This window comes from Thermoanaerobacterium aotearoense (assembly GCF_009905255.1).
In the GTDB taxonomy this organism is placed as follows: Bacteria; Bacillota; Thermoanaerobacteria; order Thermoanaerobacterales; family Thermoanaerobacteraceae; genus Thermoanaerobacterium; species Thermoanaerobacterium aotearoense.
Genome location: NZ_CP047602.1, coordinates 1,086,626 through 1,104,774 on the forward strand (window position 1 = coordinate 1,086,626; position 18,149 = coordinate 1,104,774).

Below are 18,149 nucleotides of genomic sequence, written 5' to 3' on the forward strand. Positions count from 1 at the left end.
GGTGGTTTGCCTTTTTATTGATTTATAAACATTTCTACCACAATTACGCCGTTTCCAGTGCTGTTTGAGACAACACCGACGCCGACTTTATTGAAATAAGGGTTTAAGATATTTTCTCTATGGCCGCTGGAATTCATCAATGCGTAATGGGCACTTACGACATCGCTGTTTAGTGCTATGTTTTCCGCAGCGGCGTTGTAACTTATGCCAAATTCTTTCATCATATCAAATGGCGAGCCATAAGTAGGCGACGTATGAGAAAAATAGTTGTTGTCCCTCATGTCTTCAGCTTTAATTCTGGCTACTTTTGACAGGGTTTCATCGATAGCAAGGGGACTCAAACCTCTTGATGTTCTTTCACTATTTATGAGATCCACCAACTGTTTTTCTTGTGCTGATAATCCTTGATAATCTTGTTGTGTGCTGCTATTTTTAGCGCTTCCTGCGGCATTGGAAGATGAATTGTTGGCTGATGCAGCCGTAGATGCGACAGTTTTTTTTGCATTAATTGTCGTTTGATTTACATTTGCAGTGCTATTATTCATTGTAGTCCACCAATAATTGTTATTGTACCAAGCGTTTGTATTATTTGTTTGCAAATAATTTATTTTTACTGTGGCTGTATTAAATACAGAGTAATTTGGCATGGTAGGTTTTGAAGTTGTCGCCACATTGTAGACAACATTGTTGTTTGTATATGTTCCAAAGGAATACGAAGCTTCTGCAATACTAAAAGAGCTAATCATGGACAATGAAATTACTGCAAATGTTGCATAATACTTTAGATTTTTTTTCACTAATATCACACTCCTTAATTAAACTATTCGACAAAAAAAGAAAAAAACCTTTAAGTAATTAATGGACACGTAGGAAATCTTATCAATAGTCACATCTTTGAATATACTGTGAGTAGGGGGTGCAAAGATGAGATATGGGATATTAGTCTTTTATTCTTATCAACATGCAGTATTGTGCGACAAAGTATTGAGGCAGAACAATATACCTGTAGAGTTTATACCGACGCCACGCTCTATAATGAATAGCTGCAGCCATTCTTTAAAATTTGCATTAGAGTACGTCAACATTGTAAAATTAACAGTACAAAGAATAAATATCCCTTATAAAGGGATATATGAGGTAGAAAAAACATATAATGGGTACACTGTCATAGGTGTTCGTTAGGTTTTCTGAAAATCATTGATTTTATCTTGTCTATAGTTCCATTTTCTACTTTTTCGTTAAGCTTTGAGTTTAATATGATTATTTTATTTTGCAGATCTTTTATCTGCTTTTTTAATTTCTCATTTTCCAAAAGGACATTGTTGTAGACAGAGTTAAGATTGTCAATTCTTGAAGTGTATTTTGTCTTTTCCTCATAATATTTTTTTAGGTTTTCTTTAAGTTCTTCAATATTTCTGTTTTTAAGTGCGATTTCATAGCTTTTTTGGTTCAGGTTTCTCTCTAAATGTATTTTTTCTTTTTGGAGGTTTTCTTTTTTTTTAGATAACGCGCTTAAATATTCCTGTACTTCTTTTATGTAAAAAGTAAAATAGCTGTCTTTATCGTAAGATGCGCCATCTTTAACCGATGTAAATGGAAGATCCAATCCACTTTCATTTAAAAACGTAAATTTCTCTGTAGATTCTTCTACTTTTTTTACAAATTCATACGACGAAGGTTTTTCAGCCAATTTAAAAGGCTTGCAGAAGCTGTTGCCGCCATCTGATGACACAGCGCTGTAAAAAGTATCTTGTTGAATCCATGTGCACCATACAGCGTTTTCTACTATATTAAAACAAGGCCATAAGATTGCGTCCGAAAATGACAAAGTGATTTTTTTATCCCACGAACCTTTTGGCCATCCTCCGTCGATTTTTTTTCTGTACTTTAGTTCTTTAATTATGTTTTCTTCTACCCAGCATATGTGAATGTTTCTTTTGTCATCAATGGCTATGTTTGGATATTCAAGCGATATGGCTTCAGAAATTGTGGTCTTTAAAGTCCAAGCACCGCTTAAATACGTTGTATAAAAAATCTTCTGAGTGTTTTCGGCTGTTACATAGACTAAATGCAGAACTCCGGATTTGTCTGATACTACGCTGTAGAAAGGTTTAACTTGACTGTTATAAATTATAGCCACATCATTAGCTTTGAAAGTATTGCTGAGGACAAAATGCTTTAAGATTAATTTTTTTGGCGATAAAAGATCGTGTTGTATGAAAAACAGATGTAATGTTTCACCAAATGCTATCAATCTAAAATTATCTGCAAAAAATGATTTGTCATTATAATGGTACAAAATCTTTTTGATTACTTTGTTGTCATCTTTTAAGTGTGCTAAAACAATATTTTGCTCTCTGCTAAAATATGCTATTAAAATTTCATTTGAGCTTAGCCCAACATCAAAATCGCTTATGACATTATCTATAAGGTCTATTTTATCTGAATTTTCACCAGATATATTTAATAAGATGGAGTTTTGATTTAATGAAAATTTGTACATCTTGCCTTTAAAATTTAACAGTACCTTGTCCATAAAATACCTCCTTTCATTTAAAATTATATTCTTTATTTGTAACAAATATTATGGGTGCTACGTATATTGTAACTAGAAATATGCAAAATCAAATTAAACAAAATTTAATCGTAAGGGGGAAATAAAATGGCATTTGCTAAAAAGCTGATTGGAGAGCAAGAAGTAGGACCAGGTCCAGTAGAGCCAGGCCAGCTTCCTGAACCAACAGAGATAACTTGCATAGAAGTTACAAAGATATACGATTCATGCTCACAAAGATTGTGCTTGGACAGCATACCACCAGTTCCATTTGTGCCTACTATTACAAACCCAACATTTGGACGCTGTGAGAATGTAACTGTAACGCTTGTATCACCTCCAGGTTTTACACTGACACCTATTCCAGAGAGACCAGGATTTGCAAGAGTGCAGGCTACGTTCCAAGTAACATATGATGTGGTGATTACAAATACATCTGGCGATATTCAAACATTGACAGGACTAACGACCACATTTAATAAGGATATAGTATTGTATGTGCCAGAACCTTCTATTGCCATCATGAAATTTGAGGCAGTTGCAGAGTGCTTGTTTGGAAGAGTCAATGTTGGAACACCAACAACATTAGAGGTAATCATAGGTGTATGGATTATAATAAAATCTGCTATGGATGTGCAATTATTGGTACCTTCGTATGGATTCTGCCCAGTACCGCCTGAGTGCGTACCATGAGATTATGTCCCAATTCTGCATTATAAAGGTTAAAAAAAATTATAAAACTAAGAAGGAATTTTAAAATAAGTGGAGAATATATTAAATATAAATTGTAAGCATTAAAAAATTTTAAGCAATAAACATTTATAAAATAATAATTTTTCTCACTATTTCAAAATATAAGATAAGAAAATATGGAAGGTGCTTTCAGTGAAAAGTTTTAAAGAAATGTATGAATTGGTTAAAGATTTTAATCCTAAAATCGTGGCTGTTGCACAGGCGGCTGATATTGATGTGCTTTTAGCTGTGAAAGATGCTTACGAAAAAGGAATAATAAAATCTATATTGGTAGGGGATAAGTCAGAGATAGAGAGACTTGCACTTTCTATATCGATGCCTTTAAAGGATCATGAGATTATAGATGTAAAAGATGATGAGAAAGCGTGTAGAACGGCAGTAAAACTTGTAAGTGATAGGCAAGCAGACATGATTATGAAGGGATTAGTGCCAACATCTGTAATATTAAAAGCTGTTTTAGACAAGGAATTTGATTTAAGGTCAGATAGGCTACTAAGTCATGTAGCTGTTTTTGAATCTCCATTTAATAGATTAATGCTTTTAAGTGATGCAGCGATGAATATATCACCTGATTTAAAAGCAAAGATTGATATAATATACAATGCGGCTTACGTGGCGAAAAAGATAGGTATAAGCGATCCAAAGGTAGCTGTACTTGCTGCTGTAGAGATGGTAAACCCAGCTATGCAGGCGACAATTGATGCTGCAATTTTAGCAAAGATGAGCGATAGAGGTCAGTTTAAAGGCATGATAGTAGATGGTCCGCTGGCATTAGATAATGCACTTTCTATTGAGTCGGCTTCTCACAAAGGTATAAATAGCGCTGTTGCAGGTAATGCAGATATTCTCATTGCACCTGATATAGAAGCTGGCAATATGCTTTACAAGGCTATCACATTTATTGCAGATAAAAAAATAGCTGGAATAATCGTTGGAGCAAAAAAGCCGGTTATTTTAACATCAAGGTCTGACTCTAAAGAGTCTAAATTTAATTCAATATTGCTTGCTTCAATTGTGGCATCAGATAAAAACATATAATTGCTTAAAATATCAATTAAGAGGAGTGATTTACATGGAATTATTTAAAACATTGGAAGAGTTTGATTATGAAAACGTTATATTGTGTCATGATAAGACATCTGGTTTAAAAGCTGTGATAGCAATACATGATACAACACTGGGTCCTGCATTAGGTGGATGCAGGATGTGGACGTATGACACAGAAGAAGACGCGATAAATGATGCCCTAAGGCTTGCAAGAGGCATGACCTACAAGAATGCGGCCGCTGGCCTAAATCTTGGTGGTGCCAAAACTGTCGTAATTGGAAATCCAAGAAAGGATAAAAGTGAAGCATTATTTAGAAGTTTAGGGAGATTTATAGAAGGGCTTAATGGAAGGTATATAACCGCTGAAGATGTTGGGACAAATATGAAAGATATGGATTATATAAGTATGGAAACAAATTATGTTGCGGGACTTGCTGAGAAAAGTGGTGATCCATCTCCTTTTACAGCATACGGGGTATTTAGAGGCATTCAAGCGGCTTGTGAAGAAGTATTTGGGACAACTGAATTAAAAGGTAAAACAGTTGCTATTCAAGGTGTTGGAAATGTTGGATACAATTTAGCAAAATATTTACATGAAGCAGGAGCAAGATTAATAATCACAGATATTTTTGAAGACAATGTAAAAAGAGCCGTCAGTGAATTTAATGCTGAGTATGTAAAACCTGATGATATATACGGTGTTGATTGTGATATATTTGCTCCGTGTGCACTTGGCGCTGTAATAAATGATGAGACAATACCGCACCTAAAATGTAAAATTGTCGCAGGGTCTTCAAATAACCAATTGAAGGAAGAAAGACATGGAGAAATCCTACAAGAAAAAGGAATACTCTATGTACCTGACTTTATTATCAACGCAGGTGGTGTCATAAATGTAGCTGAAGAATTACATCCATCTGGTTATAATAAAGAACGGGCAATGAGAAAGGTTTCTATGGTATATGACAATGTAAAGAAAGTTTTACAGAAATCAAAGGAAGAAAATATTCCAACTTGTATTGCTGCTGATATGGTAGCTGAAGATAGAATTAAAACTATAGCGGGAGTAAGAGATAATTTCATAAAAAAAGTTTAAGTTCATGGAGGGAATTCTTTTGTTTCTAATCCTTGCAATAAATCCTGGTTCTACATCAACAAAGATTTCAGTTTTTGAAGATAAAAAAGTTTTGTTTACAGAAATATTGCGACATAGCGTTTCTGAGCTTAGCCAATATAAAACTGTGTTTGAACAGTTGGAATTTAGGAAAACCGCCATTTTAGAGATGCTCCATAGAAAGAATTTTTCGATGGAAAAATTGAATGCGATTGTAGGAAGAGGTGGCTTGTTAAAACCGATAAAAAGTGGCACTTACATTGTAAATGAAAGGATGGTATTAGACTTAAAAGAGGCCAAAAGAGGTGAACATGCATCAAATCTTGGAGGCATTATTGCATACGAATTAGCTAAAAATCATAGTATACCTGCATTTATAGTTGATCCAGTTGTTGTAGATGAGTTAGACGATGTCGCCAGAATTACGGGAATGCCTGAAATCCAAAAATCCAGCATATTTCACGCATTAAATCAAAAAGCTATTGGAAGGCGCTTAGCTTCTGATTTAAAGAAGAAATACGAGGATGCCAACCTTATAATTGCACATTTAGGCGGAGGGATTTCGATTGGAGCTCATAGACATGGTTATGTAATAGATGTAAATGATGCTTTAAATGGAGAAGGGCCATTTTCACCTGAGAGAGCAGGAGGACTTCCATCATTAGAACTTGCGAGATTGTGCTACAGTGGCAAATATACCTTTGAAGAGATGAAAAAGAAGATATTGGGTGGCGGTGGTTTAGTAGCACATCTTAATACAAATGACGTAAAAGAAGTATACAGAATGATAGAAAATGGTGATGAGAATGCTGAATTAATACTTGATGCAATGGCGTATAAGACAGCAAAAGAGATTGGAGCGATGGCTGTAGCTTTAAATGGCGAAGTGGATGCTATAGGTATAACAGGTGGCATAGCATACAATGAAAATTTTGTAAAGCGCATTTCAATTAGAGTCGAATTTATCGCTCCTGTGTACGTGTATCCAGGAGAAGATGAAATGCAAGCACTTGCTGAAGGAGCATACCGCGTCTTAAGCGGCGAAGAAGAAGCAAAAGTTTATGAATGAGGTAATAAAATATGATGGAGATGATGAAATTGAAGCAAGTCATATTTAACGAAAACTTGTGCAAAAGCTGTGAACTATGCGTTGAAGCATGTCCAAAACACATAATAGAAATGGACAAAGACAAATTAAACGCAAAAGGATACCATCCAGCCATGATAAAAGAAGAAAACATGGAAAAATGCATAAGCTGCGGATTCTGCGCAATAATGTGCCCAGACACAGTCATAACAGTTATAAAATAAGAGGGGGATATAGATGGCAAAAGTACTCATGAAAGGAAATGAAGCGCTGGCTGAAGCTGCAATACAAGCCGGTTGCAGGCATTATTTCGGATATCCAATAACACCACAAAACGAAGTAACAGCGTACATGGCAAAAAGAATGCCAGAAGTAGGAGGAGTATTCTTACAAGCAGAAAGCGAAGTATCAGCAATAAACATGGTATACGGAGCAGGAGGAGCAGGAGCAAGAGTCCTTATCACATCATCAAGCCCAGGGATAAGCCTGATGCAAGAAGGAATATCATATATAGCAGGAGCAGAAGTACCATGCGTAATAGCCAACATAATGAGAGGAGGACCAGGCTTAGGAGGAATACAGCCATCCCAATCAGACTACTTTCAAGCCACAAAAGGCGGAGGCCATGGAGACTACAAGCTGATAGTCTTGGCACCATCAACAATACAAGAAATGGCAGAACTAGTACAACAAGCATTCCACATAGCTGACAAATACAGAAACCCTGTAATGATATTAGGAGACGGCATGTTAGGCCAAATGATGGAACCAGTAGACTTTGACATCCTAAAAAAAGAAGAAAACAAAATAGAAGAAAAACCATGGGCCACAACAGGCATGGGAACAAGAAACAAAAGAAACATCATAAACTCATTAGAATTAGACCCGCAAATATTAGAAAAGCACAACATAGAAATATTCAAAAAATACCAAAAAGCAGCAAGAGAAGAAGTACGATACGAAATGACAAACTGCGAAGAAGCAGAAATAATACTAGTAGCATACGGCACAATAGCAAGAGTCGCCAAAAACGTAATCGAAATAGCAAAAAGAGAAAACATAAAAGTAGGCTTAATAAGGCCCATATCACTATGGCCATTTCCAGAAGAACCATTCAAAAAAACGAAAGACCACGTAAAAGCCTACCTAACCATAGAAATGAGCATGGGGCAGATGGTAGAAGACGTAAAACTAGCAGTCAACGGACAAAAAGAAGTCCACTTTTACGGGAGAGTAGGAGGAATGGTACCAGAACCCATGGCCATATTAGAAGAAATCAAGAAAATAAGGGGGAAAAAATGATGGCAGTAGTATTTCAAAAAACAAAAGGACTAACAGACACACCATTTCACTACTGTCCAGGCTGCACACACGGCATAGTCCATAGACTTGTAGCAGAAACAATGGAAGAATTAGGAGTATTAGACAAAGCAATAGGCGTTGCACCAGTAGGATGCGCCGTATTCGCCTACGAATACTTCAACTGCGACATGCAAGAAGCAGCCCATGGAAGAGCACCAGCAGTAGCCACAGGCATAAAAAGAGTACACCCCGACAAAATAGTATTCACATACCAAGGAGATGGAGACTTAGCAGCAATAGGAACAGCAGAAACAGTACACGCAGCAGCAAGAGGAGAAAACATAACAGTAATATTCATAAACAACGCCATATACGGCATGACAGGAGGACAAATGGCACCAACATCACTGATAGGGCAAGAAACCCTCACTACCCCGTATGGAAGAAAGCCAGAAACAAACGGATACCCAATAAAAATGTGTGAAATGCTGTCAACATTAGAAGGAGCAGCGTACATCGAAAGAGTATCAGTGTACGACGTAAAACACGTATTAAACGCCAAAAAAGCGATCAAAAATGCATTCAAAGCCCAAATAAACAAAAAAGGCTTTTCAATGATAGAAGTCCTGTCAAGCTGTCCAACAAACTGGGGCATGTCACCAAATGAAGCACTAAAATGGACAAAAGACAAGATGGAGCAATACTATCCATTAGGTGTATACAAAAACACCTTAGAGGAGGAAAAATAACATGGAAGAGCGGATCATATTTGCAGGATTTGGCGGACAGGGCATCATGTCGATGGGGCTTATAATGTCATACGCAGGAATGATGGATGGGAAAAACGTATCATGGCTGCCGTCGTATGGACCAGAGATGAGAGGAGGCACAGCCAACTGCCATGTTACCATATCTGACGAACCAGTAGGCTCGCCCATAATAAATGAGGCGACAGTAGTTGTTGCGATGAACAGGCCTTCTTTAGAAAAGTATGAAAAATATGTTGTGCCTGGTGGAAAACTTTTTATAAATACATCGCTGATTAAAGAGAAAGCGAAAAGAAGTGATATAGAAATTTATGAAATCGCGGCAAATGACATTGCAAATGAAATAGGGAATTTAAAAATTGCTAATATGGTGATTTTAGGAGGTTTAATAAAAGCAACGAATATTACAAAAATTGAATCTGCATTAAAGGCACTTGTAGAAGTTTTAGGACCAAGTAAAGAGCATCTTGTGCCAATAAATGAAAAAGCTTTAGAAAAAGGAGCAGAGCTTATAGAGATTTTAAGCAACAGATAAAATTACATCATGAATGAAAGAAATGCAATGAAAATATTCATGAAGCATATTTTGCATTTTTTGAAGGATTTTTGAAATGTCCGTCGAATATAATAAAAGTGGAAAACGATATATGGTTTTGTAAAAGGTTAAAAAACCATGTAACCATTTTATTACTTTACACTATTAAAATATTTTAATATAAGTTAAAATATTGAAAGGAGGTGGTTACGGTAATAAAAAGCTTAAATAATTTATTTAAACTATAACACGAAAGGAGAAAAGATATGGCCAGTGGAAAAGTTGAACATGGAAGAAAGCTATCAGATGGCGCTTATGGCGGTATAAGTGGCGACAAGTATGTGCCATTTGTTCCGGCGGAAGAGGTTCTTCCAGAATCTACATTTTTGAGTTTAGTTATAGGCGTGATATTTGCAATTGTTTTTGCGGCAGCTAATACTTATTTAGGTCTTAAAACTGGAATGACTATAAGTGCAGCTATTCCTGCTGCTGTTTTGTCTACCGGTATATTAAAGACGATTTTTAGAAGAAATAGCATATTAGAAGCTAATATGGCTACAGCAATAGCCGCAACAGGTGAGAGTGTTGCTGCTGGACTTTTGTTTTCTTTTCCAGCTATAGCTATTTGGGGTTTTAAAAATGAATTTACTCTCGAAAGAATAATATTTGCGGTATTAATCGGTGGATTATTTGGCGTATTGTTTGTTGTACCTCTAAGAAGGTATTTGACGGTTGAAGAACACGGGAAACTTCTGTATCCAGAAGGAATGGCGGCTTCTGAAGTCCTTGTAACAAGCAATCAAGGCGGTTCGGGATTTATGACAGTATTGTCTGGTATGCTTACAGGCGGCATATACAAACTTTTATCAGGCGGTTTTTCTATATGGTCGGAAGAGCCTGCATGGAATCTAAATTGGTTTAAAGGGACTCAAGTTGGAATAAACGTGTTAGCATCGTTATTGGGAGTTGGCTTCATAGTTGGAATAGAGATTTCTTCATATATGCTGGCTGGTGGTATATTGGCATGGCTTGGTCTTATACCATTGATAAAATTTTTTGGAGATGGTCTTACAAGTCCAATATATCCAGCTACAACGCTTATAAAAGATATGTCAGCTTCTCAAATATGGGGCAGCTATATAAGGTATATAGGTGCTGGCGGAGTGCTGGCAGGAGGATTTATTACTTTATTCAAGACATTCCCTACACTTATAAAGGCATTTAAAGATTCATTATCTGGGTTTGGAACAAGTGCCAAAGGACAGAAGAGAACTGACAGCGATATATCAATAAATATAGTGATTGTCGGATCAATTTTTCTATTCCTCTTAACGTGGCTTTTGCCTATGTTTAAGATGACATTTATAGGAAGTCTTTTGACGATATTATTTTCTTTCTTCTTCGCTGTTGTCTCAGCAAGAATGACAGGAATTGTTGGTGAATCCAATAACCCGGTGTCAGGTATGACAATAGCTACATTGCTTGTTGTTACGTCTATTTTAAAGCTTACAGGTATTGTTGGAGACAGTGGCATGATATTGGCAATTACGATTGGAGGCATAGTTTGTATTGCAGCAGCAACAGCAGGATGCAATGCACAATCTCTAAAGACGTGCTACATTATAGGTGGCTCGCCTAAAAAGGTAGAGTCATACCTGTACACTGGAATAGTTGCATCATCAATTTTTGCAGGGTTAGTGCTTATCATGCTCAATAATTCTTACGGAATCGGTTCAAAATATGTTGCTGCACCACAAGCAACTATAATGTCAATGGTCGTAAAAGGAATAATGACGGGACACCTTCCATGGATATTAATCATAGCTGGTGTCTTTATGGGAATAATGATAGAGATGATGCACATTCCTGTATTGCCGTTTGCTCTTGGACTTTATTTGCCATTTGAGTTAAGTGCGGCTGTTATGGTTGGAGGAATCATCAGATGGATAATTGACAGGAAGTACAAGAACGATGAAAAAATGTATAAAGAAAAGACTGAAAAAGGTATATTGATATCTTCAGGATTAGTTGCTGGTGATGCGTTGATGGGATTGGTAATAGCTATATTTGCCGGCCTTAAGATAAATATAGGTTTTGGAGCAAATTGGTTTACAAACAGCGGAGCATTTGCTTCATGGGTTTCACTTTTGATGTTTGTGTTGTTAGGAATTTACCTATATGGATACACAGTTAGAGATAGCAAAAAGACAAATTAGCTGTAAATGGATAAAAAATATTTCTAATCCGATGGTTTAAAAACTGTCGGATTAGAATGATTTTAATAAATTATATTACAAAGGAGCGATCACAATGATAATCGGAGTACCAAAAGAAATAAAAGAAGAAGAAGGAAGAGTTGCTATTACACCTGCTGGTGTTCATGCGTTTTGCAGTAAAGGGCATAGGGTATTGATTGAAAATAATGCCGGTTTAATCAGTGGAATAACTAATGAAGAGTATAAAAAGGCCGGAGCTGAAATCCTTAATGCGGCTGAAGACGTTTTTAATGAATCCGACATGATATTGAAGGTCAAAGAACCACAGCCTTCCGAATACGACTATTTTAAAGAAGGACAGATTTTGTTTACCTATTTGCATTTAGCTCCAGATAGACAACAAACAGAAGCACTTTTAAAGAAAAAAGTAGTAGGTATTGCTTATGAAACAGTTCAGACAGATGATGGCATGTTGCCATTATTAAGCCCCATGAGTGAAGTTGCAGGAAGATTATCAGTGACTATAGGTGCTTATTTACTGCTTAGCAAAAATAACGGCAGGGGAGTTCTACTAAGCGGTGTTCCAGGCGTTGAAAAGGCAAATGTTGTCATAGTTGGCGGCGGAACTGTAGGGCTAAATGCTGCAAAGATTGCAGTTGGAATGGGAGCCAATGTTACAATACTTGATGTAAATGCTTCAAGGCTTGAATACTTAGATGACATTTTTGGAGGAAAAGTAACGACTCTTATGTCAAACAGTTATAATATAGCTAAATGCACAGAAGATGCAGATTTGGTAATAGGAGCAGTGCTTATACCTGGGGCAAAGACACCAAAAATAATAACAGAGGAAATGGTAAAGAACATGAGGAAAGGATCTGTAATCGTCGATGTAGCTATAGACCAAGGTGGATCTGTTGAAACGATGGACAGAATAACATCTCATGACAATCCTTACTTTATAAAATACGATGTGGTGCATTATTCAGTTCCCAATATACCAGGTGTAGTTCCGAGGACATCTACATTTGCATTGACAAATGTTACTTTGCCATATGCACTGCAAATTGCAGATAAAGGCTATAAGAAAGCCTTATTAGAGAATAAATCGCTTATGAGAGGACTTAACGTCATAAATGGCCATGTCACTTACAAAGCGGTAGCAGAAGCTCATGGATTTGAATATGTAGATCCAATAGAAGTTTTGTCAGAATAAAAGTCATCTTATATAATGCAACAGAAAAGATGAAGTTACAAATGGAAAGGATATATGCCGAAGATCATATATCCTTTCCAAACAGTTGCATTAAAGCTTAAATTGATATTATTGTGATTATCTTTTTTATCAATCAAAATTAGCTACAAGAAAGACGCTGTGCTAAAACATCGATAAATTTAGAAATCGTATTAATTGAAACTTTCCATTGTAACTTATTCAAGCAATAAAATAAGATATTTTTCATATCACAAAATTTCCATTAAGGTTAAACGATATGTACAGAAAATTGCATAAATTAAAATTAATAATTCAATTACGAATTATATTGAAATTTTGATATAGTTATATTATAATTTATATAGATTAAAAAATTTTAATATATAAAGTAAAAGTTTAAATAACGAGGAGGAGTAGCGATATGAATGATAATTCAAAGAAAAAATTGACGTTAGTGCCTTTGATCTTGATGATCTTCACTTCTGTTTTTGGCTTCAATAATATGCCGAGAGCTTTTTACCTTATGGGCTACAGTGCAATACCATGGTACATTTTATCGGGTATAACATTTTTCTTGCCTTACGCGTTTATGATGGCGGAATTTGGAGCGGCGTTTAAAGAAGAAAGTGGTGGAATATACACATGGATGGAAAAATCGGCAGGACCTAAATACGCTTTTGTCGGTACTTTCATGTGGTATGCGTCATACGTGGTATGGATGGTTAGCATTTGCTCCACAATTTTTATCAATATTTCAAATATAATTTTTGGCACTGATAGAACTTCTTCTCTTAAATTTTTTGGACTAAATTCGACTCAAGTTATTGGATTATTAGGAATATTGCTTATCATATTGATTACTTACGTGGCAAGTAAAGGTTTAAATTGGGTTTCGAAAATTGCTTCAATCGGTGGTACATCTGTGCTGACGATAAACGTTGTATTTTTACTTGGCTCTATTGTTGTATTGATAGCCAATGGAGGGAAATTAGCCGAACCAATTACATCTTTAAAATCTTTTATGGTTTCGCCTAATCCATCATACTTGTCTCCGATTGCTGTTTTATCATTTATCGTATTTGCTATATTTGCCTATGGGGGAACAGAGGTAGTTGGTGGCGTTGTAGACCAAACGGAAAATGCAGAGAAGACATTTCCTAAAGGAGTATTGTTTTCAGCTATCATAATTGCAATCGGATATTCTTTGGGAATATTCTTGGTTGGGATTTTTACAAAATGGAATAGTGTTTTAGCATCTAATAATGTCAATATGGCAAATGCCCAATATGTGATCATGAATAATTTTGGATATCAAATCGGATTGAGCTTAGGTGCAAGCAAAAGCACGGCAATAATCATAGGCAATTGGACAGCCAGGATAGTGGCATTATCAGTATTTTTATCACTGATGGGTGCTTTCTTCACGCTAAGTTATGCGCCATTAAGGCAATTGATAGAAGGTACACCTGCTGAGTTATGGCCTGGAAAAACTGCGGAAATTGACGAAAAAGGTGTGCCTAAGTATGCTATGTGGATACAATGCTTGTTAGTTGCAGTTATGCTGTTTCTTATATCATTCGGAGGAGATATTGCCAAAGTTTTCTTTGCTCGTATTGTGCTCATGACTAATGTTGCGATGACATTGCCATATGTGTTTTTATGCTTAGTCTATCCAGCATTTAAAAATAATAAGAAGATTAATAAACCGTTTGAAATTTTTAAAAGTAAAACATCTGTGATAATTGCCACTGTATTAACATCTGTTACAGTAGGATTTGCAAATATTTTTACTATAATTGAACCGGCATTTTCAAAAGATATAGCATCTACGTTGTGGATGATTGCTGGTCCGTTGTTCTTTACTGTTGTAGCTCTGCTAATGTTCAGAAGATATGAAAAAAGAAATTATGGAGTTGAAACAAAAGAGAAGTTAGAGAATTAATTTTAAAATTGGCTTAAATGAGAAGTATTAGACATAATGGAGAATGCGATATAAGAATTTGTAAAAGGTTGCATTATTACCATTAGTAAACAACTTTAAAGGGGTAGAAAATTCCTATCCCTTTAAAGTTCACAATATATTTATTCATTATAAAATTGTAAAGGAGATTTTAGTATGAATAGGCGTTTGATGAAATTGCAAGACTTATTATCTCAAAATGATTTTGATGGATATTATATATCAAAGCCAGCAAATGTAACTTACATAACTGGTTTTACAGGAGATGAAAGTGTTGCAATTGTTACAAGAGATAAAGCTTTTTTCATTACCGATTCAAGATATATTGAACAGGCAAAAATTGAGACAGATGGTTTTCTTATAATAGACAATAATCGCGATATGCTTAAAGCGGTAAGCGAATGTGTAAATTTATCAGGAATAAAGAAATTGGGTTTTGAAGGCGGATATATGACATACGAAACCTATGCAATACTAAAAGAAACTTACAGAATTCATCTGGAACCGTTAAATAACATAATAGAGCCACTGCGCTCTATAAAAGATGAAAGGGAAATTGAAAATATTAAGCATGCTCAGAAGATAGCAGAAAAAGCATTTGAACATATCTTAGGTATTATAAAAGTAGGAATGAAAGAAAAAGATATTGCTGCTGAAATGGAATATTATATGAGAAAAGAAGGTGCTGAAGGTACATCATTTGATACCATCGTTGCATCAGGATTTAGATCTGCACTACCGCATGGCAAAGCATCAGAAAAAACTATAAAAAATGGAGAGTTTGTTGTATTTGATTATGGATGTAAATATAATGGCTATTGTTCTGATATGACCAGAACAATAGTGGTAGGTAAAGCAACAGAAGAACAAAAAAAGATATATAATATTGTTTTAAATGCACAAAAACATGCGTTAGAAAATTTAAAAGCAAACATTAAAGAATACGAAGGAGACAATTTAGCACGAAGCGTCATAGAAAATGAGGGCTATGGTGAATATTTTGGACATTCATTAGGTCATGGTGTTGGGTTAGAAATACATGAATCACCATATATGGCTAAAAATAAAAACGGCACTTTAAAAATCAACATGGTGGTAACTGTTGAACCGGGAATATATATTCCAAATTTTGGTGGTGTTAGAATTGAAGATATGGTGGTAATAGAGGAAAATGGTGTTATAAACCTTACAGATTCACCCAAAGAGTTAATTGAAATTTGATATTGATAAAATATTTTATACATCAATATGATGCAAAAATTTCAACAATTTATAATAGTATGCAAGTTATACTACAAAAAGTAGAAAATATTTGATTTGAGAGGAGATAAATCGTGAACAATGAATGTTTAAACCCATTAACAAATGCACAACAGGAAATAAAAAATGCATGTAAGTTATTAAAAGTAAGTGATTCGGTTTATCAAATATTAAAAGAACCAATAAGATTTTTAGAAGTGTCCATACCTGTGAGGATGGATAACGGATCAATAGTGATATTTAAAGGTTATAGAGCACAGCACAATGATGCAGTAGGTCCAACAAAAGGTGGAATAAGATTTCACCCAAATGTAAATATTGATGAAGTAAAGGCACTTTCAATTTGGATGAGTTTTAAATGCAGTGTAGTGGGTGTGCCATTTGGAGGAGCTAAGGGTGGTGTAATTGTAGATCCTGATACACTGTCAAAAAGTGAATTAGAAAGATTGAGTAGAGGTTATATTAGAGAGATTTTCAGCATTATTGGACCTGACAAAGATATACCAGCACCTGATGTAAATACAAATGAGCAAATTATGGCATGGATGATGGATGAATACAGTAAATTAACAGGGAAAAATAGTCCAGCAATTATAACAGGAAAACCAATAATATCTTGTGGATCTCTTGGAAGAACAGAGGCAACAGGTTATGGTGTGGCCTTGATGGCTCATGAAGCTACAAAGTATTTAAATTTAGATATAAAAAATTGTACGGTATGCATTCAAGGTTTCGGCAATGTAGGTAAATATTCTGCATTAAATTTGCAGAGACTTGGGGCTAAGATTATAGCTATAAGTGATGTAAAAGGTGGCATATACAATAAAGAAGGAATAGATATCAACAAATTAATTGAATATGTAAAGGAAAATGGAAGCGTAGCAGGATTTGATGGTGCGGAACAGATAGCTAACGATAAATTATTTGAACTTGAGACAGACATATTTGTGCCAGCAGCTTTAGAAAATCAGATTACTTCAGATGTTGCAAGATCAATAAAGACAAAAATAATATGCGAAGGAGCAAATGGACCGACAACACCGGAGGCAGATAAAATTTTGTACGAAAGGAAAGTGTTTGTGGTTCCAGATATATTGGCTAATGCAGGAGGTGTAACAGTTTCATATTTTGAATGGGTTCAGAATCTGGACAATTATTATTGGGCTTTAGAAGAAGTAGAAAAAAGGCAAAAGCAAATAATGATAAAAGCTTTTGAAAAAGTTTATGAAACATCAAGAGATTTTAAAGTTGATATGCGGACAGCAGCATATATTACATCGTTAAAAAGAATTTATGAAGCCATGAAAATGCGCGGATGGGTATGATAAATTTAAAAAAAGCAAGGTGGAAGTCTTGAGCAAGAAAGTTGCAATTATATATACTGGCGGAACAATTGCTATGGCAATGAATAAAGATACAAAATCTGTTGTACCGACATTGACAGGCCATGAGATTATGGGATTATTTAATGCCAATTTTGAAGGCGTAGAAATAGAAATAGTTGAGTTTGGAAATTATCCAAGTCCTCACCTTACGATTGATTTATTAAAAAAATTAAGGAATGTTATTCTGAATCTGTTGAGTAGTAATGATATATGTGGAGTTGTAATAACACATGGCACAGATACTTTAGAAGAATCAGCCTATTTCTTAGATTTGACAATAGATTCTTCTAAGCCAGTTATTTTAACGGGAGCCATTAGAAATGCTTCTGAAGATGGGTATGATGGTATAAACAATGTGAAAGCATCAATTAAAGTTGCTATAGACGAAAAATCTATCAATAAAGGTGTTTTGGTTGTATTTAATAATAAGATATTTGCTGCCAGTGAAGTCGTCAAAATCAGTACCAGCAGTTTAGATGCTTTTTGCAGTCCAATGCTGGGCCCAGTTGGAATCGTTGATACTGATAAAGTCATATTTTACAGAAATACAATAGAACAAAAGAAAATTTTAACTGATGCAATGGAAGAAAAAGTAAGTCTTTTAAAAACTGTAATTGGAATGGATGATAAGTTAATAAAGTTTTGCGTTGACTCTGGAGATAAGGGGATTATAATTGAAGGTACAGGAAGAGGCAATGTAACACCAAAGATGGTTGACGGTATCAAATATGCACTTGCTAATAACGTTATTATCGTTATTGTCTCTCGTTGTATGTCTGGTCGTGTGCTTGATATTTATGGGTATAAAGGTGGAGGCAAAGAATTAGCATCTATAGGAGTAATTTTTGGAGAAAATCTTACTGGTCCAAAAGCGAGAATAAAATTAATGGCTTGCTTAGGCTATACAAATGATTATGAAAAAATCAAAGAAATGTTTCAATCTGAATATTGAC

At 35.2% G+C, this 18,149-nt stretch carries 17 protein-coding genes; 15 read left to right on the top strand and 2 right to left on the bottom strand.

Annotated elements, in window-relative coordinates; genetic code table 11:
* Positions 1 to 14 precede the first annotated feature (14 nt).
* Positions 15 to 797 carry a CAP domain-containing protein gene (locus GSH73_RS05340; RefSeq protein WP_014759030.1) on the bottom strand — a complete coding sequence of 261 codons (783 nt, stop codon included), beginning with the start codon at positions 795 to 797 and terminating at the stop codon, positions 15 to 17.
* A 127-nt stretch (positions 798 to 924) separates the two neighbouring features.
* Between GSH73_RS05340 and GSH73_RS05345 the strand changes: the two genes are divergently transcribed.
* Complete coding sequence (locus GSH73_RS05345) at positions 925 to 1,182, top strand: putative Se/S carrier protein (protein ID WP_014759029.1); 258 nt, start codon at positions 925 to 927, stop codon at positions 1,180 to 1,182.
* Here GSH73_RS05345 and GSH73_RS05350 read toward each other — a convergent pair.
* On the bottom strand, positions 1,166 to 2,536 hold the full coding sequence (locus tag GSH73_RS05350; protein ID WP_160175243.1) for a coiled-coil domain-containing protein: 1,371 nt from the start codon (positions 2,534 to 2,536) through the stop codon (positions 1,166 to 1,168). The two genes, GSH73_RS05345 and GSH73_RS05350, sit on opposite strands and share 17 nt — an antisense overlap.
* A 126-nt stretch (positions 2,537 to 2,662) precedes the next feature.
* Here GSH73_RS05350 and GSH73_RS05355 point away from each other — a divergent pair, with 126 nt between their 5' ends.
* The 14 genes from GSH73_RS05355 to GSH73_RS05420 all read left to right on the top strand — a co-directional run bounded on the left by GSH73_RS05355 (position 2,663) and on the right by GSH73_RS05420 (position 18,148).
* Positions 2,663 to 3,247, top strand: coding sequence for a hypothetical protein (locus GSH73_RS05355; RefSeq protein WP_014759027.1), 585 nt, complete (start codon positions 2,663 to 2,665; stop codon positions 3,245 to 3,247).
* 192 nt (positions 3,248 to 3,439) lie between these two features.
* On the top strand, positions 3,440 to 4,345 hold the full coding sequence (ptb, locus tag GSH73_RS05360) for a phosphate butyryltransferase (protein ID WP_014759026.1): 906 nt from the start codon (positions 3,440 to 3,442) through the stop codon (positions 4,343 to 4,345).
* A 34-nt stretch (positions 4,346 to 4,379) separates the two neighbouring features.
* Complete coding sequence (locus GSH73_RS05365) at positions 4,380 to 5,450, top strand: Glu/Leu/Phe/Val family dehydrogenase (RefSeq protein WP_014759025.1); 1,071 nt, start codon at positions 4,380 to 4,382, stop codon at positions 5,448 to 5,450.
* A gap of 19 nt (positions 5,451 to 5,469) precedes the next feature.
* A complete protein-coding gene (gene buk / locus GSH73_RS05370) occupies positions 5,470 to 6,537 on the top strand; it encodes a butyrate kinase (RefSeq protein ID WP_014759024.1) in 1,068 nt (355 codons plus the stop codon).
* 29 nt (positions 6,538 to 6,566) lie between these two features.
* Positions 6,567 to 6,779: a 4Fe-4S binding protein gene (locus GSH73_RS05375; protein ID WP_038069505.1), complete on the top strand. Its 213-nt coding sequence runs from the start codon at positions 6,567 to 6,569 to the stop codon at positions 6,777 to 6,779.
* A 13-nt stretch (positions 6,780 to 6,792) separates the two neighbouring features.
* Positions 6,793 to 7,857 (top strand): 3-methyl-2-oxobutanoate dehydrogenase subunit VorB, encoded by a 1,065-nt coding sequence (locus tag GSH73_RS05380; protein ID WP_014759022.1) that lies wholly within the window; start codon positions 6,793 to 6,795, stop codon positions 7,855 to 7,857.
* The gene (locus GSH73_RS05385) at positions 7,857 to 8,606 is read left to right on the top strand and encodes a thiamine pyrophosphate-dependent enzyme (RefSeq protein WP_014759021.1); all 750 of its coding nucleotides are present in this window, start codon (positions 7,857 to 7,859) and stop codon (positions 8,604 to 8,606) included. The genes GSH73_RS05380 and GSH73_RS05385 overlap by 1 nt, the downstream gene beginning before the upstream one ends.
* Before the next feature lies 1 nt (position 8,607).
* On the top strand, positions 8,608 to 9,159 hold the full coding sequence (locus GSH73_RS05390) for a 2-oxoacid:ferredoxin oxidoreductase subunit gamma family protein (RefSeq protein WP_014759020.1): 552 nt from the start codon (positions 8,608 to 8,610) through the stop codon (positions 9,157 to 9,159).
* A gap of 266 nt (positions 9,160 to 9,425) precedes the next feature.
* Positions 9,426 to 11,375, top strand: a complete 1,950-nt coding sequence (locus GSH73_RS05395) for an OPT family oligopeptide transporter (RefSeq protein ID WP_014759019.1) — start codon at positions 9,426 to 9,428, stop codon at positions 11,373 to 11,375.
* A gap of 94 nt (positions 11,376 to 11,469) precedes the next feature.
* Positions 11,470 to 12,591, top strand: coding sequence for an alanine dehydrogenase (gene ald / locus GSH73_RS05400; protein ID WP_014759018.1), 1,122 nt, complete (start codon positions 11,470 to 11,472; stop codon positions 12,589 to 12,591).
* A gap of 421 nt (positions 12,592 to 13,012) precedes the next feature.
* Positions 13,013 to 14,533 carry a glutamate/gamma-aminobutyrate family transporter YjeM gene (gene yjeM, locus GSH73_RS05405; protein ID WP_014759017.1) on the top strand — a complete coding sequence of 507 codons (1,521 nt, stop codon included), beginning with the start codon at positions 13,013 to 13,015 and terminating at the stop codon, positions 14,531 to 14,533.
* A 174-nt stretch (positions 14,534 to 14,707) separates the two neighbouring features.
* Positions 14,708 to 15,772 carry a M24 family metallopeptidase gene (locus GSH73_RS05410; RefSeq protein ID WP_014759016.1) on the top strand — a complete coding sequence of 355 codons (1,065 nt, stop codon included), beginning with the start codon at positions 14,708 to 14,710 and terminating at the stop codon, positions 15,770 to 15,772.
* Positions 15,773 to 15,885: 113 nt separating this feature from the next.
* Positions 15,886 to 17,136, top strand: a complete 1,251-nt coding sequence (locus GSH73_RS05415; protein WP_014759015.1) for a Glu/Leu/Phe/Val family dehydrogenase — start codon at positions 15,886 to 15,888, stop codon at positions 17,134 to 17,136.
* Positions 17,137 to 17,155: 19 nt separating this feature from the next.
* Positions 17,156 to 18,148, top strand: a complete 993-nt coding sequence (locus GSH73_RS05420) for an asparaginase (RefSeq protein WP_084214952.1) — start codon at positions 17,156 to 17,158, stop codon at positions 18,146 to 18,148.
* The last annotated feature ends 1 nt before the right edge of the window (position 18,149 follow it).